The 23,252-nt window shown below is 72.3% G+C and carries 20 protein-coding genes; 7 read left to right on the top strand and 13 right to left on the bottom strand.

The window, feature by feature from the left end; genetic code table 11:
* Positions 1–319: 319 nt before the first annotated feature.
* The gene (locus AB0M03_RS09985) at positions 320–955 is read right to left on the bottom strand and encodes a hypothetical protein (protein ID WP_363490420.1); all 636 of its coding nucleotides are present in this window, start codon (positions 953–955) and stop codon (positions 320–322) included.
* Positions 956–1,209: 254 nt separating this feature from the next.
* On the opposite strand from AB0M03_RS09985, the gene AB0M03_RS09980 reads away from it, so the two are divergent.
* Together AB0M03_RS09980 and AB0M03_RS09975 are read left to right on the top strand one after the other, a co-directional pair.
* Complete coding sequence (locus AB0M03_RS09980) at positions 1,210–1,920, top strand: peptidase inhibitor family I36 protein (protein ID WP_363490418.1); 711 nt, start codon at positions 1,210–1,212, stop codon at positions 1,918–1,920.
* A 78-nt stretch (positions 1,921–1,998) separates the two neighbouring features.
* Positions 1,999–2,262, top strand: coding sequence for a hypothetical protein (locus AB0M03_RS09975; protein WP_363490416.1), 264 nt, complete (start codon positions 1,999–2,001; stop codon positions 2,260–2,262).
* Positions 2,263–2,322: 60 nt separating this feature from the next.
* Here AB0M03_RS09975 and AB0M03_RS09970 read toward each other — a convergent pair whose 3' ends face one another.
* The 12 genes from AB0M03_RS09970 to AB0M03_RS09915 form a co-directional block, all read right to left on the bottom strand.
* The gene (locus AB0M03_RS09970) at positions 2,323–2,523 is read right to left on the bottom strand and encodes a hypothetical protein (protein ID WP_363490414.1); all 201 of its coding nucleotides are present in this window, start codon (positions 2,521–2,523) and stop codon (positions 2,323–2,325) included.
* The gene (locus tag AB0M03_RS09965; RefSeq protein ID WP_363490412.1) at positions 2,520–3,527 is read right to left on the bottom strand and encodes a hypothetical protein; all 1,008 of its coding nucleotides are present in this window, start codon (positions 3,525–3,527) and stop codon (positions 2,520–2,522) included. Before AB0M03_RS09965 ends, AB0M03_RS09970 begins: the two co-directional genes overlap by 4 nt.
* Before the next feature lie 301 nt (positions 3,528–3,828).
* Complete coding sequence (locus AB0M03_RS09960) at positions 3,829–4,704, bottom strand: hypothetical protein (protein ID WP_363490410.1); 876 nt, start codon at positions 4,702–4,704, stop codon at positions 3,829–3,831.
* Positions 4,705–4,819: 115 nt separating this feature from the next.
* Positions 4,820–7,537: a cation-translocating P-type ATPase gene (locus AB0M03_RS09955; RefSeq protein WP_363490408.1), complete on the bottom strand. Its 2,718-nt coding sequence runs from the start codon at positions 7,535–7,537 to the stop codon at positions 4,820–4,822.
* Positions 7,534–8,511, bottom strand: a complete 978-nt coding sequence (locus AB0M03_RS09950; RefSeq protein ID WP_363490406.1) for a polyphosphate kinase 2 family protein — start codon at positions 8,509–8,511, stop codon at positions 7,534–7,536. The genes AB0M03_RS09955 and AB0M03_RS09950 overlap by 4 nt, the downstream gene beginning before the upstream one ends.
* Positions 8,512–8,648: 137 nt before the next feature.
* Entirely contained in the window at positions 8,649–10,130 is a 1,482-nt protein-coding gene (locus AB0M03_RS09945; RefSeq protein ID WP_363490404.1) for an MFS transporter, read from the bottom strand.
* Positions 10,127–11,914 carry an IucA/IucC family siderophore biosynthesis protein gene (locus AB0M03_RS09940; protein WP_363490402.1) on the bottom strand — a complete coding sequence of 596 codons (1,788 nt, stop codon included), beginning with the start codon at positions 11,912–11,914 and terminating at the stop codon, positions 10,127–10,129. The genes AB0M03_RS09945 and AB0M03_RS09940 overlap by 4 nt, the downstream gene beginning before the upstream one ends.
* On the bottom strand, positions 11,911–12,477 hold the full coding sequence (locus AB0M03_RS09935) for a GNAT family N-acetyltransferase (protein ID WP_363490400.1): 567 nt from the start codon (positions 12,475–12,477) through the stop codon (positions 11,911–11,913). Before AB0M03_RS09935 ends, AB0M03_RS09940 begins: the two co-directional genes overlap by 4 nt.
* A complete protein-coding gene (locus AB0M03_RS09930) occupies positions 12,474–13,766 on the bottom strand; it encodes a SidA/IucD/PvdA family monooxygenase (RefSeq protein ID WP_363490398.1) in 1,293 nt (430 codons plus the stop codon). Before AB0M03_RS09930 ends, AB0M03_RS09935 begins: the two co-directional genes overlap by 4 nt.
* Before the next feature lie 33 nt (positions 13,767–13,799).
* Positions 13,800–15,359: an aspartate aminotransferase family protein gene (locus AB0M03_RS09925; RefSeq protein ID WP_363490396.1), complete on the bottom strand. Its 1,560-nt coding sequence runs from the start codon at positions 15,357–15,359 to the stop codon at positions 13,800–13,802.
* A 153-nt stretch (positions 15,360–15,512) separates the two neighbouring features.
* Positions 15,513–16,379 (bottom strand): siderophore-interacting protein, encoded by an 867-nt coding sequence (locus AB0M03_RS09920; RefSeq protein ID WP_363490394.1) that lies wholly within the window; start codon positions 16,377–16,379, stop codon positions 15,513–15,515.
* Between the two features lie 7 nt (positions 16,380–16,386).
* Positions 16,387–17,436, bottom strand: a complete 1,050-nt coding sequence (locus AB0M03_RS09915) for an ABC transporter substrate-binding protein (RefSeq protein ID WP_363490392.1) — start codon at positions 17,434–17,436, stop codon at positions 16,387–16,389.
* Between the two features lie 147 nt (positions 17,437–17,583).
* On the opposite strand from AB0M03_RS09915, the gene AB0M03_RS09910 reads away from it, so the two are divergent.
* Genes AB0M03_RS09910 through AB0M03_RS09890 form a run of 5 tightly spaced genes read left to right on the top strand, consistent with a single transcriptional unit; the run spans position 17,584 to position 23,213 of the window.
* Positions 17,584–18,654 carry an iron ABC transporter permease gene (locus AB0M03_RS09910; RefSeq protein WP_363490390.1) on the top strand — a complete coding sequence of 357 codons (1,071 nt, stop codon included), beginning with the start codon at positions 17,584–17,586 and terminating at the stop codon, positions 18,652–18,654.
* On the top strand, positions 18,651–19,679 hold the full coding sequence (locus AB0M03_RS09905) for an iron chelate uptake ABC transporter family permease subunit (RefSeq protein WP_363490388.1): 1,029 nt from the start codon (positions 18,651–18,653) through the stop codon (positions 19,677–19,679). The genes AB0M03_RS09910 and AB0M03_RS09905 overlap by 4 nt, the downstream gene beginning before the upstream one ends.
* Positions 19,680–19,732: 53 nt before the next feature.
* Positions 19,733–20,557, top strand: a complete 825-nt coding sequence (locus AB0M03_RS09900; RefSeq protein WP_363490386.1) for an ABC transporter ATP-binding protein — start codon at positions 19,733–19,735, stop codon at positions 20,555–20,557.
* On the top strand, positions 20,554–22,617 hold the full coding sequence (locus tag AB0M03_RS09895; RefSeq protein WP_363490384.1) for a penicillin acylase family protein: 2,064 nt from the start codon (positions 20,554–20,556) through the stop codon (positions 22,615–22,617). Before AB0M03_RS09900 ends, AB0M03_RS09895 begins: the two co-directional genes overlap by 4 nt.
* Positions 22,617–23,213, top strand: coding sequence for a GNAT family N-acetyltransferase (locus tag AB0M03_RS09890; protein WP_363490382.1), 597 nt, complete (start codon positions 22,617–22,619; stop codon positions 23,211–23,213). Before AB0M03_RS09895 ends, AB0M03_RS09890 begins: the two co-directional genes overlap by 1 nt.
* The last annotated feature ends 39 nt before the right edge of the window (positions 23,214–23,252 follow it).

The following is a 23,252-nucleotide window of genomic DNA, read 5'->3' as shown; positions in this document are numbered from 1 at the left end:
GCGACAGACCTCTAGCCCTGCCGGCATCGATCCTGTAGAGCGGCGCGAGCCTCCAGCAGGACAACCCCAATTGCGTGAGCGATGCGTGAGCGGACGGGGCAACACGTGCCGGTTCAAGCGAGATCGTGGATCACGGCGCAACGTGCTGACCTGCAGGTTCATCACCAAGTGATAGATGCGGCAGCAGCCATCATGATCACTCTCGGGCTCGTAATGCGTAGGTCGCGGGTTCGAATCCCGCAGGCGGCTCAGTCGAAGATCCAGGTCACTCCGTGACCTGGATCTTTTTCGTGCGGCACGGTCCCGGCCGCGCTGCAGGTCAGCCGAAGTGCCCTCGGCGCCAGTCGCGGAACGGCGCCAGTTCTGACACCTCCGAGCCGATGGCGTGGAGCGAGGACGCGAAGTCCCGTGCCAGTGCGGTGCACATCGACATGAGCTCGCGGTGCGAGCAGACCTCGGTCGTCGGGGACGGGACCCAGGTGGTCCGCGGGGTGCAGCCCACCAGGACCGTGTCGTCCTGGAAGCGGAACACGAGGGATCGCTCGACCCCCTGCGGATAGAGGTCGATCTCGAAGGCCGAGCGCTGTTGCACCGTGTGCAGCAGGTCCTGGAGGCTCTCCAGGAACGCCGACGCGTCGTAGGAGACGTCGAAGGCCCAGTCGTCCCTGCCGAAACCGCCGATGCGGAAGGAGGCGTCCGTCTCGGCCAGGTCCGTACAGCCGCGCATGACCAGGTGGACGTGGTCCCTCCGGGCCTTCGAGCGGCTCCCGCTCGTCGAGGTGCTCGTCGGGCAACCGCTTTTGGTGGGGCCGGCCGGGTTCGGAACCACGAGCGCGCGGAGCACGGGGGTGAAGGTGCCGTCAGCCGAGACCTCGATGTCGAGGCCCTCCGGGGTGTCGATGACATACGCCTGAAGGGTGCGGCAGGGGCAAATCCGGTGCCGTGGAGCAAGCATGCGCACTTCTGCCCACGGCGGGAATGTCACACTCAATGTGCTTGAACCGGACGTCTGTTGGCCGCCGCCCCTGCCGAACGGCGGGTGTCGGCACCCGTCGTTCGGCAGGTTCGCGGAGGGAACCCTCAGATTCACCTCAAGTGGGCGATGAGGAGAATGTGCGTCTGCGAAGCTCATCTCATTCGAAGCGACACCGGGGGGCTGTCGTTGAGGGGGATCTTCGAGATGGCCTCCTTGATTTTGTGGGGGATTTCATGAGGAAGAGTTTCGCTGCTGCGATGTCGGCCGGCCTGTTACTGGCAGGCATGGTGTCGCAGGCCGCCGAGGCCGCTGCCGCCACTCCGGAGCCGAAGGCTTTCGCCATGGCGCAGGCGGACGGCCGTCCGGAGCTGGCCGGTATGTCTCTGGCCCAGGCCCGTGAACTCCAGGCCGAGATCGACCAGCAGATGAAGGACGTGCCTGGTGGAATCCAGGTGAGCGCGAACGAGATTGCCTGGAAGGGTGGCAGCGTCGTCATGTCCTTCCCGGTCCCGTCGCAGCGCACCGCTCCGGAAACGAGTGGGAAGCTGTTGGGCGGGGCAGCGCTCAAGGGGGCGGATGCGGTCTCGCCGCGGGCCACGGGTACCTGCTACGACACTGGATCGTGCTCGTATCAGAAGTGCCCATACGGCTTCCGCGACATGTGGTACTGCCTGTACGCGGACAGGGACTACGGTGGCCGGCGGCTGCAGTGGAAGGACGTGTACGAGTACACCAACGCACTGGACCAGTGGAACTTCAACTACCAGGCGAGCAGTTGGGTGAACACCAGCACGAAGATGACGGTCGAGGTCTACGGGCCGGGAGATCAGCGCCTGTGGGTGATGCCCTCTCGCGCCAACTTCTTCTCGGACCCGACCCACAACAACTACGTCGGAAATGACGTGAACGACCGGGCGACCTCGTTCACTGCGGTCGGCGGTTGATGGAGTGAATCCGGGGCGGCGCCGGAATGTGCCGGCGCCGCCCCGGACCCGGAAGACGAACAGAGGGTGGGAAAAGGAATGATCGTCATCGGTTTTGCGATCCTGCAGGTGCTGAGCTTCGGTGCCGTGGCCGCGGCCCCGGTGCGTCACCCCATCGGGCCGCGGGCGCAGTACGTCAAACGATGGGGTTTCTCCGTCTCCTTGACCGGGCTCGTTTCGTTCGTCGCCGCCCTTGCGCTCTACCGCACCGGCTTCCAGATGCTCCTGTGGGTTTCGCTGGTGTTCTTCTGGATGGGAACGATCATCCTGATGTTCAGCAAGTGGTGGTCGGTCGCCGAGTAGCCGACCGCACCCGTCCGTCCCGCCAGGGCTGGGTCTGCGGGGACGGAAGGGCAGCTGCGGTCAGGGGCCGAGGGCGACGGTGAGCAGGCCCATGGCCACCACCATGCTGCCGGCGAATGCGGAGCCGGCGACGAGGACGGCATCGGCGGCCCGTGACCCGGTGCGGGTCTTCAGGATGAACGCCAGCAGGGCGACGACGGCCGAGGACAGCAGCGCGACCAGCAGCCAGGCAAGCCGTACGCCGGCGGGCAGGTGGCTCACCGTGCACCCCGCTCGGAGATCGGGCCGAACGGGCCGGTGCCCGAGAGCCTCGCGGCCAGGGCGGCGGCGGCGGCCTTGGCGTACACCCGCTCGTTCTCGTCGGACAGCCAGTACAGGGGTTCGTCCTCATCGTCCTCGGGCCAGGTGGCAACCTCCCGGGCGTGGAGGCAGCCCACGGCCGCATTCTGCACCGGGGGCAGCGGTCGGCCGTTCTCGTCCTCCCACCGCCGATCGCGGAATTCCGCCTCCAGCAGGTCCAGCAGTGCCACCACCCGGGCCTCGTGCAGGTCGCGTACGAGAGATCCGCGTGCCCTTCGGGCCTCTTCACGGCCGATGAGGTGCCAGGTGGACGAGCCTTCGCCCAGCGGCCGCCCGAGCAGGCCGGCCAGATAAGCCCGGTCGTCGGCGCTCGGCATCCCGGAGCGGGGCTGCTGCTGGAAGAGGTGCTGATAGCGGCCCAGCGTCTGCTCGTTCATGGTGTCGGCGTGAACGGCGGCGATCAGCCCGTTCAGTTTGCCCAGTTCGTCCATGGATTTCGCCAGCGGGGCCAGGCACCTGCCGGGCCAGAGCTCGTCTCCGGTGCTGCGGCTCAGACGCAGCACCACCTGGAGCCGGACCATCACGCGGGCGATGGAGGACCGCACCTGCTCCTGGAGCAGGTGCGGCATGACGGCCAGCTCCTGCGGTGAGTACGGCATGCCGCCGGTGCGCACGGGCGTCGCCGTCCGGACGCACTCGCGGTCGACGCGGAGCAGGGCCCGGATCGTGCCCCGCTCCACACCGTCGTGTTCCAGCTGGGCGGCGATGACGCCGGCCATCCGTCCGACCGTGTCCATCGCGTCGCTCGCCCGGTACATGCACATCCTTGCCCACCCGTGCGAGGCACGGTCGGGAGCGCAGTAACGCAGGACGTCCTGCAGATAGTCGAACGTGTCGACGGCGCCCCTGAGCATCGCGGCCCGGAGGCGGGCCGGCATGTCGCCGTCGTGAGTGTGTCGAGCCATCCCGTTTTCCTTCGGCATGCACCGCCCGTGCCTCGGGGCATGCGTGAGGGCATGGCAGACCGAGGTGATCGCGATGACCGAACTTCAGGCTGTCGACGGCGCGGTGGGCACGGGCCACCACGCACAGCCTCGGCCGTCGCCCCGGCCGGTACGGGCACCATACCTGACGGTGCGTCGCCCTGGTGATTCTTTCGAAGGGAAGGACTCAGGCCGTTGCACCTCGCGAACGCTTCCGGCGCGCAGGCCCCCCACCGGGGCGGGACGGATGGCACGGCATGCGGGGCGGTACTGGAGGAACCGGTTATCGCAGCAGGGCTGGCCCGAGGCTGCGGGCGGCGAGGAGGGCGGCCCGGGCGCGGGCGGCGCCCGTGGTGGCGGTCTCCGGTCTGCGTGAACTGCCGGCCGACGGTGCGGGCAGGCCGGCGCAGGGGCGGCAGATGCCGGGGGTGGGGACGGGGTCGTGGCAGCGGGCGCACTCGGCGTAGCGCGGTGCGGCGGCAGGGACGGGAACCGGTTCCTTGCGTTGGAGGCGGTTGCGCAGCAGGGCCGCGGGTGAGTGCAGGGGAGAGGGCAGGCCGGGGAGCAGGGTGTGGGCGAGGTCGGCGGCGGTGGCGCCGCGTTCCAGCCAGCGGGCGACCAGGGGTGCGAGGCCCAGGGCCTCGGCCTCGCCGATGTGCAGGCGGGGTTCGGGTCGGATGGCGCGGTAGAGGGCGGCGACGGCGGCGCGGGTCTGCTCGTCCGGCACCGGGGAGGCCGGTACGGGGGAGGCCAGCTCGGGGGCGGCGGGGAGGGTGGGTTCTTTCTCCGGGTTCTTTACAAGAGAGGCGACAGGCAGGCCGGGTGCCGCCGGACCGGGGCCCGGGATCACAGCGTCCGGCAGCGCCCAGTGCGGGGTGTCGTAGACGTGGGCCACGGAGCGGATGGTGCCGTCGGGGAGGCGGATCTTCTCGATCCGGTAGTACCCCGCACGGATGAGTTCCTTGAGCGCCCGGCTGACGGCGGCGCGGCCCTGGGGGCTGGTGTCGGCCATGCTGCGGGCGTCCTCGCGGCGCCCGTCGGGGCGGGAGAGCAGGTCGGCGAGGAGGCCGCGGGCGGTGTAACTGAGCGATCGGTCCTGCAACAGGCCGTTCGGGAGAACGGTGAAGCAGCGGATGTGTTCGGTACGATGAATCTGCATCGGGAGTTGTGGCTCCTGGTGTCGGGCCCCGGGGTGTTGGCGCACCGCCGGGGTCAAACATGTCCATGTTCTGACGGACTGTAACACGAGCTTGACGCTCAGTCAGAATCGCCAATCAGGCAGCCACCGCACCCCGCGACCGCCGCGCCAGGAACTTGCCCGCCTCCCACAGCAGCAGCAGGGCCAGGGCGGCCAGCAGGGCCCAGCCGAACTGCTGGACGTTGATGCGGGTGGTGCCCAGGATGCGGCGGAAGCCGTCCATCTGCGTGACCATCACGGCGAGGAAGAACTCGCCGAGGGCGGCCCAGTTCATCTGCTTGCTGTCGAAGGTCGTGGTGGTGAAGACCGAGGCGGTCTCGGAGCGGCACTCGAAGGCCGCCACGATCAGGCAGAGCGCGAAGGCGGTGAAGGCGATGGAGCTGCCGGTCCGCACGTCGCCGTAGTGGTTCTGGCCGAGCTTGATCAGGGAGAGCAGGGCGAGGGTGATGGCCAGCCCGCTGAGCCCGACGGTCACCATCACCGGCCGGGTGAGCACCGTCTCGCCGCGCGGCCGCGGAATCCGCCGCATCAGCCCCGGGCTCTCCTGGTCGAAGCCGAGCGCGAAACCGAACGGGGCGTTGACCACGAAGTGGATCCACAGCACCTGCGGCGGCGGGAAGGGCTCGCCGCTCGCGATGTCGAAGATCGTGGCGCCGAGGAAGGTCAGCACGAAGGTGACCAGGAGCAGCAGCACGAAGCGGATGTACTTGGTGAGGTTGTCGTAGAGCTTCCGGCCCTCCGCCACCGCGTACACGATGGTGGCGAAGTTGTCGTCGGAGAGGATCATGCGGCTGGCGTTCTTCGCCACGTCGGTGCCGCTGCCCATGGCGATGCCGATGTCCGCGGCCTTGATGGCGGGCGCGTCGTTGACGCCGTCGCCGGTCATCGCGACGACGTCCCCCTTCTTCTTCAGGGTGTTGGCGAGCAGCACCTTGTGCTCGGGGGCGACCCGGCCGACCACGCCGATGGTGTCGATCCGGTCCAGCTGCTCCTGCTCGGACATGGCGGCGAAGTCGGCGCCGAGGACGGCCTCGCCGTCGATCCCGAGCTGGCGGGCGATGGCCGCGCCGGTGGTGACGTCGTCGCCGGTCACCATGCGCACCCGGATGTGGGCGGCCTGCGCCTCGGCGACCGCCGCCTTCGACTCCTCGCGCGGCGGATCCACCATGCCGACCAGGCTGGTCATCTGCAGCCCGTCGACCAGGGCCAGCAGGTCGCCGTCGGGGTCGAAGCCGGCCGGGTCGAGGTCCTTGACGGCGGCGGCCATGACCCGGCGCCCCTCGGCGCCCATCCGCTCGGTGGCCTCCTGGGCACGGCGGCCGAGTTCGGCGTCCCACGGGACGGCGGCACCGGCCGCCAGTGCGGTCGCGGCCCGGTCCATCACCGCGGGCGCCGCGCCCTTGACGAAGCACCGCACCACCGGTCGCCCCGCGGCGTCGAGCGCCGAGTTGAAGGTCGCCATCAGCTTGTAGCCGGGGTCGAAGGGCAGGGTGGCGAGCCGCGGGTGGCGCTCCCGGGTGCCCTCGATGTCCAGCCCGGCCTTGTGGCCCAGCACCAGCAGGGCGCCCTCGGTGGGGTCGCCCACCACCTTGCCGTCCACCAGCTTGGCGTCGCTCGCCACCAGGTAGGGGAGGATCGCGTCCTCGATGCCGGCGGAGGCGCCCGCGGCGTGGTGGATCCTGCCCTCCAGGCCGTAGCCGGTGCCGGAGACCGTGTACCGGTCGGTGGGGCTGATCACCTCGACGGCGGTCATCTGGTTCATCGTCAGGGTGCCGGTCTTGTCGGAGTTGATCGCCGAGGTGAAGCCCAGCGTCTCGACCGACGGCAGCTCCTTCACGATCGCGTGCCGCTTCGCCAGGTTGAGGCTGCCGACCGAGAGGATCACCTGGGAGACCGTGGGCAGCGCCTCGGGGATGGCGGCGATGGCCAGCGAGACGGCGCTGACGAACAGAGCGTCCCAGGCGTCCCCGCGGCTGCGTCCGAGCGCGAACATCACGATCATCGTCAGGCCGGCGGCGCTCGCGATCCACAGGGTGAGGGTGTCCAGCTCCTTGGTGAGCGGCGACTGCTCCTTCTCCGTCGCGGAGAGCATCCCGGAGATCTTGCCGAGCTCCGTGCCCGAGCCCGTCCCGGTGATGACCAACAGCCCGCTGCCGTGCGTCACCGGGGTGTTCATGAACGCCATGTTCGACTGCTCGCCGGGCGCCAGGCGCTCGCCGGTGAGCGTGTCCGCGTCCTTCACCGCCGGGACGCTCTCGCCGGTGAGCGCCGACTCGTCGATCTGCAGCGCGTTGGCCTGGACGATCCGCCCGTCCGCGGGCACCTGGTCGCCGGCCGCGATCAGCACCACGTCGCCGACCACCAGCTGCTCGGCCGGGATCTCCGACTCGGTGCCGTCGCGCCGCACCCGCGCGGTGGCCTTCATCATCGACTTCAGCGCGTTCATCGCGCTCTCGGCCTTGCCCTGCTGGCGCAGGCCGACGACGGCGTTCAGCAGCGTGAGCAGGACCAGCAGGATCGCGGTGCTCCACTCCTTGATGGCCATCGAGACCACGGCGGCGGCCACCAGGATGATCTGCATGTAGCTGCGGTACTCGTCGAGGAACCGCAGCCAGGTCGGCTTCGGCTTCTCCTCGGGCAGCGCGTTCGGACCGTTCGCGGCGAGCAGCTCCGCGGCCCGGGCGGCGCTCAGGCCCACGGCCGGGTCGACGCCCAGCGCCGCCGCGACCTCCTCCGGCGGGCGGGTGCACCAGAGAGGGGTGTCCGACTGCGGGGCCGTCGGCTGCCGGGTCATCGGCCGGATCCCTTCCCGCCCTGCTTCCCCTTCTTCCTGCGCTGCTCCGCCTCGTACGGGTCCGCCGGGGCGCCCTCGGGGGCCTCCGCCTCCAGGGAGCGCCGGACGGCGCGCAGGTCCTTCCGGGTCTGCGCGTCGACCACCGGGTACTGCGGGTCGATCCCGATCAGGGTGTGCGCGAGCACGGCGGCGGCGCAGATCCGGGCGAACCACTTGCGGTCCGCCGGCACCACGTACCAGGGCGCCCACTCGGTGCTGGTGGCGGAGAGCATGGCGGAGAAGGCCCGCTGGTAGTCGTCCCAGAAGCGGCGCTCGCGGACGTCGGCCGCGGAGAACTTCCAGTTCTTCTCCGGCAGGTCGATCCGCTTCAGGAAGCGGGCCCGCTGCTCCTCCCGGGAGAGGTTCAGGAAGATCTTGACCACCTTGAAGCCGTTGTCGGCCAGGTGGCGCTCCCAGTCGTTGATCGCCCGGTAGCGGCGCTTCCAGATGCTCGGCCCGCGGGCGGACTCGGGCAGGCGCTGGCGGTCCAGGATCTCCGGGTGCACCCGCACCACGAGGACCTCCTCGTAGTGCGAGCGGTTGAAGATGCCGATCTCCCCGCGGGCCGGCAGCCGGCAGGCGTAGCGCCACAGGTAGTCGTGGCCGATCTCCTCGGCGGAGGGCACCTTGAAGCTGCTGACCTTGACGCCCTGCGGGTTGACGCCGCTCATGACGTGCCGGATCGTGCCGTCCTTGCCGCCGGCGTCCAGCGCCTGCAGGCACATCAGCACGCCGTAGGTGTCCTGGGCGGCGAGCCGGGACTGGTACTCGGCGAGCAGCTCCACGCCGGTGCGCAGCAGCTCGACGCCGTCCTTCTTCTTGAGGCCGGCCTTGTAGGAGGGGTCGAAGTCCTCGGCGAGGTCGACCTTCGAACCCGGCTCGACGCGCAGCGGTTCGATGAACCGCGCGATGGTCTCGGCCCGTTCGTCCGCCATGGCCGCGGCCCCTCTCCGGCAGGTCCCGCCCCCGGGAAGGCGGGGGTCACCTGCCACGTTCCGCCGGGGCGGCGGGCCGGGCAAACGCTGTACGGCCGTTCGGAGACCGCCCCGGGACGGTCTCCGAACGGGCTCGATCAGCCGGGGTGCCGGGCGGCGCGGCGCAGCAGGAGGGCGGCGAGCAGGCCGCCGGCGAGGACGGCCGCCGCGCCGGCGAGCTGGGCCGTCCGGGACGCGGCGGTGAAGGCGTCGAGGACGGCGGCGCGTTCGGTCTCGGTGCCGGCCGCGGCGAGCGCGGCGGGCACCGAGGCGGCGGCCGGGAGGAGGGCGGTGATGCGGGCGTTCATGACGGCGCCGAGGGCGGCGACGCCGAGGCTCGCGCCGACCTCGGCCATGGCGCCGTCGATGCCTGCGCCGGCGCCCGCCCGCTCCTGCGGGATGGCGCCGACGACCGCCTCGACGATCGCCGGGTTGGCGATCGCACAACCGGTGCCCATGAGCACCAGGCCGGCGAGCAGCGGGCCGTAGCCGTGGGCGGAGAGGGCGGCGGTGCCGAAGCCGGCCGCGAGGACGGCCATGCCGAGGGCGATGGAGCGGGGGTGGCCGAGCCGGACGATGAGCCGGGCGGTCAGGCCGGAGAAGTTGAGCGCGACCACGGTGAGGGCGAACGGCGCCATCCGCAGCCCGGCCTCCAGCGGCGGGTAGCCGCGGACGAACTGCAGCTGCTGGGTGAGCAGGAAGAGCACGCCGGTGCTGCCGAAGGTGATCAGGACGACGCCGGTGACCGCGCCGACGAACCGCCGGTTGCGGAAGAAGGAGAGGTCCAGCATGGGGTGTGCGGTGCGCCGCTCCCACCGTACGAAGGCGGCGAGCAGCAGCAGGCCGGTCGGGGCGGCCAGCAGGACGTGCACCGTGCCCCAGCCGTGGTCGGGGCCGGAGACGATCGCGTAGACGAGGGCGGTCATGCCGGCCGTGGAGAGCAATGCGCCGACCAGGTCGGGCGGACCGCCGCCGGGGGCCCGGGACTCGGGGACGAGTGCCCGGGCGGCGACCAGGGCGACCAGCACCACCGGCACGTTCACCAGGAAGAGGGCGCCCCAGGCGAAGTGGGCGAGCAGCAGGCCGCCGACCGGCGGGCCCGCCGCGTAGCCGAGGGCGCTGACGGCGCTCCAGGCGGCGATCGCCCGGGTCCGCTCGCCCTCGTCGAAGATCTGCAGGACGACGGCGAGGGTGGTGGTCATCAGCAGGGCGCCGCCGACGCCCATGCCGGCCCGGGCGGCGACCAGCTGCCCGGTGCCGGCCGACAGCCCGGCGGCCAGCGAGCCGAGGCCGAACAGCACGAGGCCGGCGAGCAACAGCCGCCGGCGGCCGTACCGGTCGGCGGCGCTGCCCGCGGCGAGCAGCAGCCCGGCCTGGACGAGCGAGTAGGCGTTGACGATCCACTGGATGTCGGCGGTGTCCGCGCCGAGTTCGCGGCCGAGGGTGGGCACGGCCACGTTCAGCACGGTGTTGTCGAGCACCACCACCAGCTGGGCGAGGCAGATCACCGCGAGGACCAGCCACCGGCCGGGCAGCCGGTCCTCGCGGACGGTCTCCGCCTGCGCGGTGGCGGCGGTCACCGGGAGGCGGGGGCGAAGCGGGCTATCGGGTTCACCAGGGTGCCGACCAACTGGAGCGCCCCGGACGGATCGGCCAGGTCGACCATCTGCTGGTTGTTGCGCAGCTGCAGGCGGTTGAGGCAGGACAGCGCGAACTCGGGCGCGAACGGGTCGTGCAGCTCGAACCGCTCGGCGAGGTGCGGCACCGAGTCTCGGTAGTCGGCCACGCACTCGGCAACGGTCCGCCAGAAGGCGTCCTCGTCGAGCACGCCGTCCTCGGCGAGGATCGCGGCGAGGTAGCGGAAGAAGCAGTCGAAGACGTCGGTGAAGATCGACAGCAGCTTCATGTGGTCCGGCACGGCCGCGCGGACCCGCTGGACGGCGGGCGGCAGCACCGCGTTCTCGTCCATGACGACGATCTCCTCGGCGATGTCCTTGAAGATCGCGCGCTGCACGGCGCCGCCGTCCAGGACGAGGATGGTGTTCTCGCCGTGCGGCATGAACGCCAGGTCGTAGGCGTAGAAGCTGTGCAGCAGCGGGGTGAGGTACGCGTCCAGGTAGCGGCGCAGCCACACCTCGGCGGGCAGGCCGGACTGCGCGATCAGTGCGGCGGCCAGCGAGCGGCCCTCGCGGTCGGTGTGCAGCAGCGCGGCCATGGTCATCGGCCGCTCGCCCGGGGCGAGGGACGGTACGGGGCTCTCCCGCCAGAGCGCGGCGAGCATCTTGCGGTAGGGCGAGTACCGGTCGGTGGCGGCCTCGTACTGGCGGTGCCGGTAGCCGATGGCGGCGTGCTCGCGGATGATCGTCAGACCGGTTCCGCGCAGCACCTCGTCGTCGGCGATCAGCTTGGCCAGCCAGTCGTTGATGGCCGGGGTGGCCTCCATGTAGGCGGCCGAGAGGCCGCGCATGAAGCCCATGTTGAGCACCGAGATGGCCGTCTTCACGTAGTGCTTCGACGGGTCGCTGGTGTTGAAGAAGGTGCGGATCGACTGCTGGGCGAGGTACTCGTCGTCGCCCTCGCCGAGGCAGACCAGGCGCTGCTGGGCGACCTCGCCGGCGAAGGTCACCGACAGCTTGTTCCACCACTGCCAGGGGTGCGCCGGGAAGAGGTGGTAGTCGGAGAGGGAGAGGCCGCGGGCGGCCATGGTGGCGGCGAACCGGGCGAGGGTGGCCGGGGCGAGCTCCTGGCGGATCAGCGTGTCGTAGTCGATGTCCGTGCAGGAGGTGAAGACCGAGTGGTCGCGGTGCGCGGCCAGCCAGACCAGCTTGACGGGGGCGGCGGCCTCGGGAGCGTACCGGTGGTACTCGTGCACGCCGAAGCCGATCCGGCCGTTGTTGGCGACGAAGCCGGGGTGGCCCTCGGTCATACCGGTCTCGACGGTCTGGAAGTCGGCCTTGGCGAGCTCGTCGGCGGCGGGTGCGGGCCGGCCGAGCTTGTAGGCGGTGCCGGCCAGGGTGGCGGAGATCTCCTCCAGGTAGACCGGCAGCACCTGGTCGGACAGGCCGAGCGTCTCCCGCAGTTCGATGCAGAAGTCGACGGCGTCGAGGGGGAGTTCCTCCTCACCGCGGTGCCGGGTGACGGACCCGGCCGGGATCTGCCAGTGGTCGAGGGCGCGCAGCCGGGCGGTGAAGCGGTACTCCACGGTGCCGTCGTCGCTGCGCACGGCGTACCGGCCGTCGGGCAGCTGCTCGGGGGTGAGCAGCCGCTCGTGGGAGAACTCGGCGAGCGCCTTGCGGACGAGCAGCCGGTTGGCCTGCGCCCAGGCGTCGGGCGTCAGGTGGGCGACGGCTTCGGCGGGCATCATGCGGCGGCTCCTGCGAGGGCGTGCTGGAACTGGGCGCGGGTGCAGACGCTGAGCAGGGCGTCCTTCTCCGGCTTGGCGACGGTGCGGACGACCTCGAAGCCGACCGCCGCGTTCAGGGCGTGGACGGCGGTGTTGCGCACGTCCGGCTCGACGACGACGCGGCGGGTGGCCGGGTCGTCGAAGAGGAAGGCCATCACGGTGGTGATGACGGCCCGGGTGAAGCCGTGCACCGGGGTGTCGGAGGGCCCGCACAGGAAGTGCATGCCGACGTCGCCGGGCTCCGGGTCGTACAGGCCGACGAGTTCGAGCTCCGCCGGGTCGTAGCGCTCGACGAGGAACGCCGGGGCGCCGTCGACCAGGCCGATGTACGCGTCGTGGTGGGGGTGTCCGGTGATCCGCCGGTACTCGGCGCGGACGTCGGCCACGGAGGCGTCCTGCATCATCCAGAACGCGGCCTTGGGGTGGGTGACCCAGGCGTGCAGCAGGGCGGCGTCGGCGTCCGGGTCGAGCGGGCGGATCGAGAGCTCGCCCACGCGGGCGTCGGTGCGGGTGAAGAGCGTCATGCGAGGACGCCCTCCGGCGCGCCGAACTCCTGGAAGGCGATGGCCTTCTCGATCGGGTAGACCTCGCGGCCGGTCAGCTCGCGGATGATCCACGAGTTGCGGTACGGGCCCATGCCCAGGTCGGGCGAGGTGATGCTGTGGGTGTGGGTGCCGCCGTTCTGCAGGAAGATCCCGCGCCCGGTGGTGTCGATGCTGTAGTTGCGGGCGACGTCGAAGCGGCCGCGGCCGTCCCACCGGATGCGGTCGTGCACCGGCTCCAGGAACGCGGGCACGGTGTACTTGTAGCCGGTGGCCAGCACCAGGCCCTCGGTGCTCAGGGTGAAGTCCCGCTGCTGCTCGGCGTGGTGGAGGCCGAGGGTGTAGGTGCCCAGCGTCTCGTCGTACGAGGCGCTGTGCAGCGCGGTGTTGGTGAGCAGCCGGGTCGGCACCGGGCCCTTGACGCTCTTCTGGTACAGCAGGTCGTAGATGCCGTTGATCAGGTCGGCGTCGATGCCCTTGAAGAGGCCCTTCTGCTCGGCCTCCAGCCGGTAGCGGGTCTCCTCCGGGAGGGCGTGGAAGTAGTCCACGTACTCGGGGGAGGTCATCTCCAGGGTGAGCTTGGTGTACTCCAGCGGGAAGAACCGCGGCGAGCGGGTCACCCAGTCGAGCCGGTAGCCGTGCACGTCGGTCTCGGCGAGCAGGTCGTAGTAGATCTCGGCGGCGCTCTGGCCGCTGCCAACGACGGTGATGCTGCGCTTCTTCTGGAGGCTCTGCTTGGCGTCCAGGTAGCCGGAGTTGTGGATCAGGTCGCCGCCGAGCCCCCGGCAGGACTCCGGGACGTACGGCGGGGTGCCGGTGCCGAGCACCAGGTGCCGGGCGCGGTGCCGGACGGTCTCGCCGCCGGCCTCGGAGACCACCGTGTACAGGCCGCCGGCCTCGTCGTACTCGACCCGGGTGACGGTGTGCCCGAAGCGGACGTTGCGCAGCTTGGCGGCGGCCCAGCGGCAGTACTCGTTGTACTCGCTGCGCACCGGGTAGAACATCTCGCGGATGTAGAACGGGTACAGCCGGCCGGACTCCTTCAGGTAGTTGAGGAAGGAGTAGGGCGAGGTCGGGTCGGCGAGCGTCACCAGGTCGGCCATGAACGGCGTCTGCAGGGTGGCGAAGTCGAGCAGCATCCCGGGGTGCCAGTCGAAGTCCGACTTGCTCTCCAGGAACAGGCCGTCGAGGCCGTCGATCGGCTCGGTGAGGCAGGCGAGGCCCAGGTTGTAGGGGCCCAGCCCGATCGCGACGAAGTCGTGGGTGGACATGCTTCTCCCGTGGTGCGGAGGGGGCGGGCAGGATCAGCCGGCGACGCGGCAGAGTTCGGGGGCGGCGGCCTTGTCGTTGACGTACCGGCCGGCGTGCTCGGCGAGGAGGTCGAGGACGTGCGCGATGTCGTCCAGCGTGGTCTCCGGGTTGAGCAGGGTGAACTTCAGGTAGTGGTGGCCGTCGACCTTGGTGCCGGCGACGACGGCCTCGCCGGAGGCGGCGAGCGCCTCGCGGGCGTACAGGTTGGCGTCGTCGGCGAGTTCGCGGGCCGGGCCGGAGGGTGGCAGCCAGCGGAAGACGACGGTGGACAGCTGCGACTTGGTGACGACCTCGAAGCGCGGGTCCTCGGTGAGCATCTCCCAGGCCGCGGCGGCGCGGTCGACGACCTCGTCGAAGAGCACGCCGACGGCCTCGGCGCCCATGATGCGCAGCGTCAGCCACAGCTTGAGGGCGTCGAAGCGGCGGGTGGTCTGGATGCTCTTGTCGACCTGGTTGGGGATGCGCTGCTCGGCCATCCGGGCCGGGTTCAGGTAGTCCGCGTAGTAGGTGGCGTGCCGCAGCACGGCGCCGTCGCGGACCAGCACGGCGGAGGAACTCACCGGCTGGAAGAAGGACTTGTGGTAGTCGACGGTGACCGAGTCGGCCCGCTCGATGCCGTCCAGCAGGTGGCGGCGGGTGGGGGAGACGAGCAGTCCGCAGCCGTACGCGGCGTCGACGTGCATCCAGGTGCCGGAGGCGGCGCAGAGCGCGGCGATCTCCGGGAGCGGGTCGATGGAGCCGAAGTCGGTGGTGCCGGCGGTGGCGACGACGGCCATCACGGTCAGACCCTCGGCCTCGCAGCGGGCGAGCTCGCGGGCGAGCGCCTCGGGCTTCATCCGGCGGCTGCGGTCGGTCTCGGCGGAGATCACCGCGTCCATGCCGAGGCCGAGCAGTTCGGCGGACTTCTTGACGCTGAAGTGGCTCGCCTCGGAGGCGATGATGCGCAGCTTCGGCAGCAGCTCGTGCTTGGCCGGCGGGGTGTCGGCGGCGGCCGCGAGGGCGGTGCAGGCCTCCTCGCGGGCGAGCAGCAGGGCCTGGAAGTTTGACTGGGTGCCGCCGCTGGTGAAGACGCCGTCGGCGTCCGGGCCGAGGCCGATCCGCTCGGCCGTCCAGTCGATCAGGCGGCGCTCGATCAGGGTGCCGCCGGCGCTCTGGTCCCAGGTGTCCAGCGAGGAGTTGACGGCGGTGAGGACGGCCTCGCCGAGGAGGGCCGGGATGACCACCGGGCAGTTGAGGTGTGCCAGGTAGCGGGGGTGGTGGAAGTAGACGGCGTCGCGGAGGTAGACGTCCTCCAGCTCGGCGAGGGCCTCGGCGGGGTCGCCGAGCGGGCGGTCGAGGTCGATGCCGGATATCTCCGGCGCGAGCCTGTCGGGTGTCGTCCCGGTGAAGGGGCGGCGGGTGCTCGCGATCTTCGCGGCGACGGTGTCGACGCCGGCCGCGAGGGACTGCCGGTAGCCCTCCACCGTGCGGTCGTTGAAGAGGTGCGATCTGGCGCCCTCCAGGGTGGCGGTGCTGTCGGCCGACGGCTCGACGGTGTGGCCCTGGAAACTCATGGTCAGTCCTCAACGGTTCGCGGACGGGGTGGCGAAACTTAGGTTAGCCTACCCTAAGTAGAGCCATGCGCGAAGGCCCGGTCCCCGATGGGTGGGGAACGGGCCTTCGAAGCCGTTCGGTTGACGGTGCGGCAGATCGAACGGTGCGGCAGGTCACTCGGCGTCAGGATCGCCGCCGGAGGCCGCCTCCAGGCGGAGCTGCTCCTCCGAGGCGCCTCGGCGCCAGTACCCGGAGAAGGTCACCCGGCTGCGGTCCACGCCGCGCTCGCCGACCAGGTGCCGGCGGAGCGCCCGGACGCTGCCGGACTCGCCGGCGATCCAGGCGTACGGGGTGCCCTCGGGCAGTTCGGCGGCCCGGACGGCGTCCGCCAGCGGGGCCGCCCCGCTCTCCCGGACCAGCCAGGTGATCTCCACCTCCGGCCCGGCCGCCAGGTCCTGGACGTCCCCGGCGTGCGGCACCTCGATCCACACCCGGGCCCGGGTTCCGGCCGGCAGCCAGTCCAGGATGCCGCCGGCCGCGGGCAGCGCCGTCTCGTCGGCCGCGACCAGCACCCAGTCGGTGCCGGCCGGCGGCCTGAAGCAGACGCTGCGGTTGTCCTCGACCGCCGGGCCGAGCAGGATCACCCGGTCGCCGGGGCCGGCCTTCGCCGCCCAGGACGCGGCCGGCCCGGCCGCACCCGGGGAGTCCACCCCGTGCAGCACGAAGTCGACGTCCACCTCGTCCGGATCGCGGCGCTGCCCGCGGATCGTGTACGAGCGCATCACGGCCCGCACGTCCTCGTCCAGCGCCCGCCACGCGGCGAACCAGCCCTCGCCCTCCTCGACCGGCAGCACCGGGGCCTCCTGCCCCGGGTGGGGCAGGAAGAGCGAGAAGCTCTGGTCACGGCCGCCGGAAGCGAACCCGGTCAGCTGCTCCCCGCCGAAGGTGACCCGCACCAGCGTCGGCCCGAGGCGCTCGGTCCGGACGACCCGCACCTCGAAGAAGCCGTACTGCGCCGCGATGTCGGAAGCGGTGGCCATCGGTGCGTCAGCTCACCTTCTTGGCGTTGCGGATGGCCTTGGCGAGGTTCTCCAGCAGCGGCGCGGCACCGGCGTACGAGAAGCGCGGCACGGCGTCCCAGCCGACGACCTGGCCGGCCTTGACGGCGGGCAGCTGGCCCCAGGCCGGCTTGGAGGCCAGGTCCTTGGGCTGCAGCGCGGTCGAGCGGTTGTCCAGCAGGAGCAGGTCGGCGGGGAACTTGCCGGCGTTCTCCCAGCTGAGCGCCTCGAAGTAGTCACCGGCCTCCAGCTTGGTCGGCACCACGATGTCGACGCCGAGCTCGGCGAAGTACATCAGGTCGGTGGAGACCTTCGGGTTGGAGACGTAGAACACGTCGGCGGCGCCGGAGCAGGCCATCACCTTGATGCCGCCGCTGGCCTTGGCGGCCTGGCGCAGCTCCTCGGCGGCCTTCTCGAAGCGGGCCTTGGCGTCGGTGACCTTCTTGGCCTTCAGGTCGGCGCCGAGCGACTCGGCGAGCGCGGCGTAGCGCTCGATCGGCTTGGTCATCGGGACGCGGGCGGTGGTGATCGCGACGCTCGGGGCGAGCTGCAGGATCTTGTCCTTGCTCTCGTCCGGCACGTACCACAGCGCGTCCGGGTCGTACATGTGCGTCACCAGCAGCTCGGGGCGCAGGGCCGCGTACTTCTCGACGCCGAACTCGCCCCAGACGTTGCCGAGGATCTCGACCTTGTCGACCTTCAGGTCGCCGGCGGTCGGGTCGGCCTTGCCGTCCGCGGTCTTGGTCTCGCCGAAGACGCCGACGATCTGCGCGTCCAGGCCGAAGTCGACCAGGGCGGCCGCGGTGCCGGTGTACGCCACGACCCGCTTCGGCGCGGCCTTGGCGGTGACCTCCTTCTTGCGGTCGTCGGTGAACGACCACGGGCCCGCGCCGGCGGGCTTCGCCGAGGAGGAGGCACCGTCCGAGCCCGAACCGCCGCTGCTTCCGCAGGCGGCGAGCACGGCTCCGAGGGCGGTGGCGCCACCGGCGGCGAGCAGGCCGCGACGGGAGAGGTGAGCGGCAGTTCTGGAACGCGGCATGACGGTGTCTCTCTCACTGGCGAAAGGGGTGCGACTGCGGATCGGAACTGGCAGCAGACCGGCAGCGGGCATTAGGTTAACCTAACCTAAGTCATTGTCCAGAGGGGGTTCCGGAAGCCGGTCCCCGCCAGCGCCGGAGCACCACCCGTGTCTCTCACCAAGCCACCCCGGGCCCGAGGGGGTTCGGCCGAGCCCGCCGCGGCCGGCCGGCGCCCGCCCGCTGCCCGCACCGCACTCCGCGCCGCCGGCCTCGCCGCCGCCCTGGCCGTCCTGCTCGCCGTCCTGGCGCTGAGCATCGGCGTCGGCGCCAAGCAGCTCTCGGTCACCGAGGTCTGGCACGGCCTCGTCGACAGCGACTCCGACTCCGACTCCTGGACGGTCGTCCACGAGATGCGGCTGCCCCGCACCCTGCTCGGACTCCTCGTCGGCACCGCCCTCGGCCTCGCCGGCGGCGTCATGCAGGCCCTGACGCGCAATCCGCTCGCCGACCCCGGCCTGCTCGGCATCAACGCCGGCGCCTCCGCGGCCGTCGTCTCGGCCGGCACCTTCCTCGGCATCGCCACCTTCGACGGCTACGTCTGGTTCGCCCTCGCCGGCACCGCCGCCGTCGCCGTCCTCGTCTACGCCGTCGGCGGCGGCCGCGGCGCCACCCCCGCCCGGCTCGCCCTCGCCGGATCGGCCCTCAACGCCACGCTGTTCAGCTACGTCAGCGCCGTCATGCTGCTCGACACCGGCGCCCTGGAGAAGATGCGCTTCTGGACGGTCGGCTCACTGGCCAGCGCGCAGAGCGGCACCGTCCTCAGGGTGCTGCCGTTCATCGCCACCGGCCTGCTGCTCGCCCTCGCCCTCGCCCGGCCGCTCAACGCCATGGCGCTCGGCGACGACTCCGCCCGCGCGCTGGGCGCCCGGCCCGAACTGATCCGCGCCGCCGCCATCGTCGCCGTCACCCTGCTCTGCGGCGCGGCCACCGCCGCCTGCGGCCCGATCGTCTTCGTCGGCCTGATGGTGCCGCACTTCGTCCGCGCCCTCACCGGCCCCGACCTGCGCTGGCTCTTCCCGTACTGCGCCGTCCTCGCCCCCGTCCTGCTGCTCGGCGCCGACGTCCTCGGCCGCGTCCTCGGCCGGCCCGGCGAACTCCAGGTCGGCATCGTCACCGCCGTCCTCGGCGGCCCCTTCTTCCTCTGGTTCGCACGCCGCGGAAAGGTGGCCCGGGCATGAGCACCCTCCGCATCGGCTCCGCCGTCTCCGTCCGCTACCGGCCCCGCGCCCTCGCCGTCGGCGCCGTCTGCACCCTGCTCGCCCTCGCCACGGGCGTCCTCGCCCTGGGCAGCGGCGACTACCCGATGAGCGCCTCCGACGTGCTGCGCACCCTCACCGGCGGCGGCAGCCCCGCCGAGGACTTCATCGTCAACGAGCTGCGGCTGCCCCGCGTCGTCACCGCCCTGCTCGTCGGCGCCGCCCTCGCCCTGGCCGGCGCCCTCTTCCAGTCCCTCGTCCGCAACCCGCTCGGCAGCCCCGACATCCTCGGCTTCACCCAGGGCGCCGGCGCCGGAGCCCTGCTGGTCGTCCTCGCCGGCGGCAGCAGCCTCGCCCTGGCCGGCGGTGCGATCGCCGGCGGCACCGCCACCGGCGCCGCGATCTACGCCCTCGCCTGGCGGCAGGGCGTCCAGGGCAGCCGGCTCGTCCTGATCGGCATCGGCAGCGCCGCCATCCTCACCGGCATCAACGGCTACCTGCTGACCCGCACCCAGCTGATGGACGCCGCCCGCGCCATGCTCTGGCTCACCGGCAGCCTCGACGGCCGCGGCTGGCGCGACGCCGTCCCGCTGATGATCGCCCTCGCCGTCCTCGGCCCCGCCGTGCTGCTCGGCGCCGGCCGCGCCCTGCAGATGCTGGAGATGGGCGACGACGCTGCGAGCGGCCTCGGCATCCGCGTCGAACGCGTCCGGCTCGCCCTGCTCGCCACCGCCGTCCTGCTCGCCTCGCTCGCCGCGGCCGCCGCCGGCCCGGTCAACTTCGTCGCCCTCACCGCGCCCCAACTGGCCAAGCGGCTCACCCGCGCCCCCGGCCCCAACCTGCTCGCCTCCATGTGCACCGGCGCGGCCCTGCTCGTCACCGCCGACTACGCCGCCCAGCGCGCCTTCGCCGACCACCAGCTGCCGGTCGGCGTGGTCACCGGCGTCCTCGGCGGCGGCTACCTGGTCTGGCTGCTCGCCACCGAGCGCAGGGCGGGGCGGCTGTGAGCAGACGGCCCGAACCCCGCACCGGCACCACGCACCCGAACGGAGACCCGACCATGGAAAGCGGCGGATCGCGCCTCGGCGGCGCCGACCTGACCCTCGCCTACGAGAAGCGCATCATCGCCGAGGGCCTGACCGTCGCCGTCCCCGACCGGTCGTTCACCGTCGTCGTCGGCCCCAACGCCTGCGGCAAGTCCACCCTGCTGCGCGCCCTCTCCCGCACCCTCAGGCCGACCGCCGGCTCCGTCCTGCTCGACGGCCAGGACATCGCCACCGTCCCCGCCCGCAAGGTGGCCCGCACCCTCGGCCTGCTCCCGCAGTCCTCCGTCGCCCCGGACGGCATCACCGTCGCCGAACTCGTCGCCCGCGGCCGCTACCCGCACCAGGGCCTGCTCCGCCAGTGGTCCCCGCGCGACGAGGAGGTCGTCGCCGAGTCGATGGCCGCCACCGGCGTCGACTCCCTCGCCGACCGGCTCGTCGACGAGCTCTCCGGCGGCCAGCGCCAGCGCGTCTGGATCGCCATGGCCCTCGCCCAGGAGACCCCGCTGCTCCTCCTCGACGAGCCCACCACCTACCTCGACATCGCCCACCAGATCGAGGTCCTCGACCTGTGCGCCCGGCTGCACGAGGAGCAGGGCCGCACCCTCGTCGCCGTCCTGCACGACCTCAACCACGCCGCCCGGTACGCCACCCACCTGATCGCCATGCGCGACGGCAAGGTCGTCGCCTCCGGCCCGCCCACCGAGATCGTCACCGCCGACCTCGTCGAACAGGTCTTCAAGCTGCCCTGCCGGGTCATCGACTGCCCCGAGACCGGCACCCCGCTGGTCGTCCCCGCCGCCCGCCGCGGCGCCGTCCGCCCCGAGGAGAGCCGGGCATGACCGCACGCACCTACCGCGACGCGTACGGCATACCCCACCTGCGCGCCGCCGACCCGCTCGAACTCGCCCGCGCCCAGGGCCGCAACGCCGCCACCGACCGCGCCTGGCAGATCGAGGTCGAGCGGCACCGCGCCCTGGGCACCTCCGCCGCCTTCCTCGGCGCCGACGCCCTCGGCTGGGACGTCTTCGCCCGGCAGGCCCGGCTCGCCGACACCGCCCGCCGCTGCTACGACGCCCTCGCCCCGGCGACCGCCGAATGGGTGCGCGCCTACGTCGACGGCGTCAACGCCGGCCTCGCCGAACACGGCGACCGGGCACCCGAGTTCGCCGCCGCCGGGATCACCCCCGGCCGCTGGGAGCCGTGGACCCCGCTCGCCGTCTGGCTCTCCCACCACGTCCTCTTCGCCGGCTTCCCGACCAAGCTCTGGCGCGACCGCGTCGCCCGCGCGCTCGGCGACGAGCACATCGAACTCTTCGCCACCGACGGCCCCGGCACCTCCGGCAGCAACGGCTGGCTGGTCGCCGGCGAACGCACCGGGAGCGGCGCCGCACTGATCGCCGGCGACCCGCACCGCTTCATCGAGGACCCGGGCATCTACCAGCAGATCCGGCTGGCCTGCCCGGAGTTCGACGTGATCGGCCTGGCCGTCCCCGGCGTCCCCGGCATCGGCCACTTCGGTCACACCGGCGGCGTCGCCTGGGCCATCACCAGCGCCATGGCCGACTACCAGGACCTCTACCGGGAACGGCTGCGCCGCACCGAAGGCCCCGGCGGCCCCGGCATCGAGGCGCTCGGCCCGGACGGCTGGCAGCCCGCCGCCGTGCACACCGAGACGGTCGAGGTCGCCGGAGCCGAACCGGTGGAGATCGAGATCGTCGAGACCGACCGCGGGCCGGTGATCATCGGCGGTGCGGACGGCGGGGGAGAGGCGATCAGCCTGCGCCACCTGCCGCGGGCCGAGGCCGCCCTCGGCTTCGACACCCTGCCGGCCCTGCTGCACGCCCGTACCGTCGCCGACGTCGACCGCGCCTTCGACCGCTGGGTCGAGCCGGTCAACGTCGTCCAGGCCGCCGACACCGAGGGCGGCCTGCTGCACCGGGTGGCCGGTGCCGTACCGCTGCGCGCCCGCGAGAACAGCCTGCGGCCCGTCCCCGCCTGGGACGCCGAGTACGCCTGGCGCGGCCGGCACCCGATGCCGCGCGCCGAGGTGCACGGCACCGCGGTGATGGCCAATCAGCGCGGCCTGGCCGCACCGCTCGGCGTCGAGTTCGCGCCGCCGCACCGCGCAGAGCGGATCGCCCGCCTGCTGGACGCACCGGTCGCCTGGGCACCGCGTGACATGGCCGCCGTCCACATGGACACCCACCTCACCTCCGCCCGCCCGCTGCTCGACCTGCTCGCCGCCCTCGACGGGCTGAGCCCGGCCGCGGAGAAACTGCGCGGCCGGCTGCTGGACTGGGACCGTCGGATGGAGGCCGACTCGGTGGAGGCCGCCCGGTTCGCCGCGCTCCGCTCCGCCGTCGTCCGCCGCCTCGCCGCCGACCCGGCACTCGCCGGCCTGGCCGGCCCGTCGCCGTACCCGGACCTCTTCCTGCCCTGGCTCGCCCTGCTGCCGCGGGTCGCCTTCGCGCTGGAGACCCTGCTGGCGGACGACCACCTGCCCGGCGTGGACCGGGCGGAGCTGGTGCGGGCCGCGGTGGAGGAGACGGCCGGGGCGGGCGGCGAGGTGACCTGGGGTGCCACCCACCGGCTGGCGCCCTGGCAGGCCCTGCCCGGCGCGGACGGCACGGCCGACGAGGAGTGGCCGGGGCTGGCCGGCGACCACGACTGCGTGCTCGTCACCTCCAGCGTCCCCGGCTTCACCGACCGCAGCGCCCGCGGCTCGGCCGCCCGGTACGTCTGGGACCTCGCCGACCGCGACAACAGCCTCTGGGTGGTGCCCTTCGGCGCCTCCGGGCTGCCCGGCCACCCGCACCGCCGCGACCAGCTGCCGCTCTGGCTGAGCGGCGGCCTCGCCCCCGTCACCACCGATTGGACCCGCCTCACCGAGGAGCCGTGATGACCGCGAACACCCCCGTCCGGGCGGCCGCACCCGCGGACCGCCCGGCGGTGCACGAGGAGAAGCTCCCGGCCTTGGGAGCCGTCCGGATCGTCGAGCTCGACCCGGCCGCCGACGCCGGCCTGGTCCACCGCTGGGTCACCCAGCCGCGCGCCCGCTACTGGGGCATGCTGGACCACGATCGCGAACAGGTCCGGGAGATCTACGAGTTCGTCGACTCGCTGCCCACCCACCACGCCTTCCTGGCGCTGTGCGAGGGCCGTCCGGCCGCGCTCTTCCAGAGCTACGAGCCCGAGCACGACCCGGTCGGCGAGTGCTACGACGTCCTGCCCGGCGACCACGGGCTGCACCTGTTGATCGGCCCGGCGGACGGCCCGCCGCAGCCCGGGTACAGCCGGGCGCTGCTCGGTGTCTTCCTGCGCCACCTCCTCACCGGGCCCGACCGCCGCCGGATCGTCGCCGAACCCGACGCCCGCAACGACCGGGCGATCGCCCTGCTGCAGCGCTGCGGCTTCGAACTCGGCCCGGAGATCGACAAGCCGGAGAAGCGCGCCCGGCTGGTCTTCCTCACCCGGGAGGCCGCCGAGCGCGCCTGATCCGGCCGCCTCGGCAGCGGCGGCCGCCACACTGCCCCC

It is taken from the genome of Kitasatospora sp. NPDC051914, from assembly GCF_040680995.1.
Lineage (GTDB): Bacteria > Actinomycetota > Actinomycetes > Streptomycetales > Streptomycetaceae > Kitasatospora.
Note: the sequence above shows the minus strand (reverse complement) of the source record. Positions and strands in the feature narration are given on the sequence as shown.

What these genes read in the sequence shown, in the direction of transcription:
- AB0M03_RS09895 (WP_363490384.1), top strand. Translation starts at nt 20,554, where the DNA reads ATGACCGCACGCACCTACCGCGACGCGTACGGCATACCCCACCTGCGC.
- AB0M03_RS09965 (WP_363490412.1), bottom strand. Translation starts at nt 3,527, where the DNA reads ATGGCTCGACACACTCACGACGGCGACATGCCGGCCCGCCTCCGGGCC.
- AB0M03_RS09930 (WP_363490398.1), bottom strand. Translation starts at nt 13,766, where the DNA reads ATGTCCACCCACGACTTCGTCGCGATCGGGCTGGGCCCCTACAACCTG.
- AB0M03_RS09960 (WP_363490410.1), bottom strand. Translation starts at nt 4,704, where the DNA reads ATGCAGATTCATCGTACCGAACACATCCGCTGCTTCACCGTTCTCCCG.
- AB0M03_RS09955 (WP_363490408.1), bottom strand. Translation starts at nt 7,537, where the DNA reads ATGACCCGGCAGCCGACGGCCCCGCAGTCGGACACCCCTCTCTGGTGC.
- AB0M03_RS09975 (WP_363490416.1), top strand. Translation starts at nt 1,999, where the DNA reads ATGATCGTCATCGGTTTTGCGATCCTGCAGGTGCTGAGCTTCGGTGCC.
- AB0M03_RS09920 (WP_363490394.1), bottom strand. Translation starts at nt 16,379, where the DNA reads ATGGCCACCGCTTCCGACATCGCGGCGCAGTACGGCTTCTTCGAGGTG.
- AB0M03_RS09890 (WP_363490382.1), top strand. Translation starts at nt 22,617, where the DNA reads ATGACCGCGAACACCCCCGTCCGGGCGGCCGCACCCGCGGACCGCCCG.
- AB0M03_RS09985 (WP_363490420.1), bottom strand. Translation starts at nt 955, where the DNA reads ATGCTTGCTCCACGGCACCGGATTTGCCCCTGCCGCACCCTTCAGGCG.
- AB0M03_RS09935 (WP_363490400.1), bottom strand. Translation starts at nt 12,477, where the DNA reads ATGACGCTCTTCACCCGCACCGACGCCCGCGTGGGCGAGCTCTCGATC.
- AB0M03_RS09940 (WP_363490402.1), bottom strand. Translation starts at nt 11,914, where the DNA reads ATGATGCCCGCCGAAGCCGTCGCCCACCTGACGCCCGACGCCTGGGCG.
- AB0M03_RS09900 (WP_363490386.1), top strand. Translation starts at nt 19,733, where the DNA reads ATGGAAAGCGGCGGATCGCGCCTCGGCGGCGCCGACCTGACCCTCGCC.
- AB0M03_RS09925 (WP_363490396.1), bottom strand. Translation starts at nt 15,359, where the DNA reads ATGAGTTTCCAGGGCCACACCGTCGAGCCGTCGGCCGACAGCACCGCC.
- AB0M03_RS09980 (WP_363490418.1), top strand. Translation starts at nt 1,210, where the DNA reads ATGAGGAAGAGTTTCGCTGCTGCGATGTCGGCCGGCCTGTTACTGGCA.
- AB0M03_RS09905 (WP_363490388.1), top strand. Translation starts at nt 18,651, where the DNA reads ATGAGCACCCTCCGCATCGGCTCCGCCGTCTCCGTCCGCTACCGGCCC.
- AB0M03_RS09950 (WP_363490406.1), bottom strand. Translation starts at nt 8,511, where the DNA reads ATGGCGGACGAACGGGCCGAGACCATCGCGCGGTTCATCGAACCGCTG.
- AB0M03_RS09915 (WP_363490392.1), bottom strand. Translation starts at nt 17,436, where the DNA reads ATGCCGCGTTCCAGAACTGCCGCTCACCTCTCCCGTCGCGGCCTGCTC.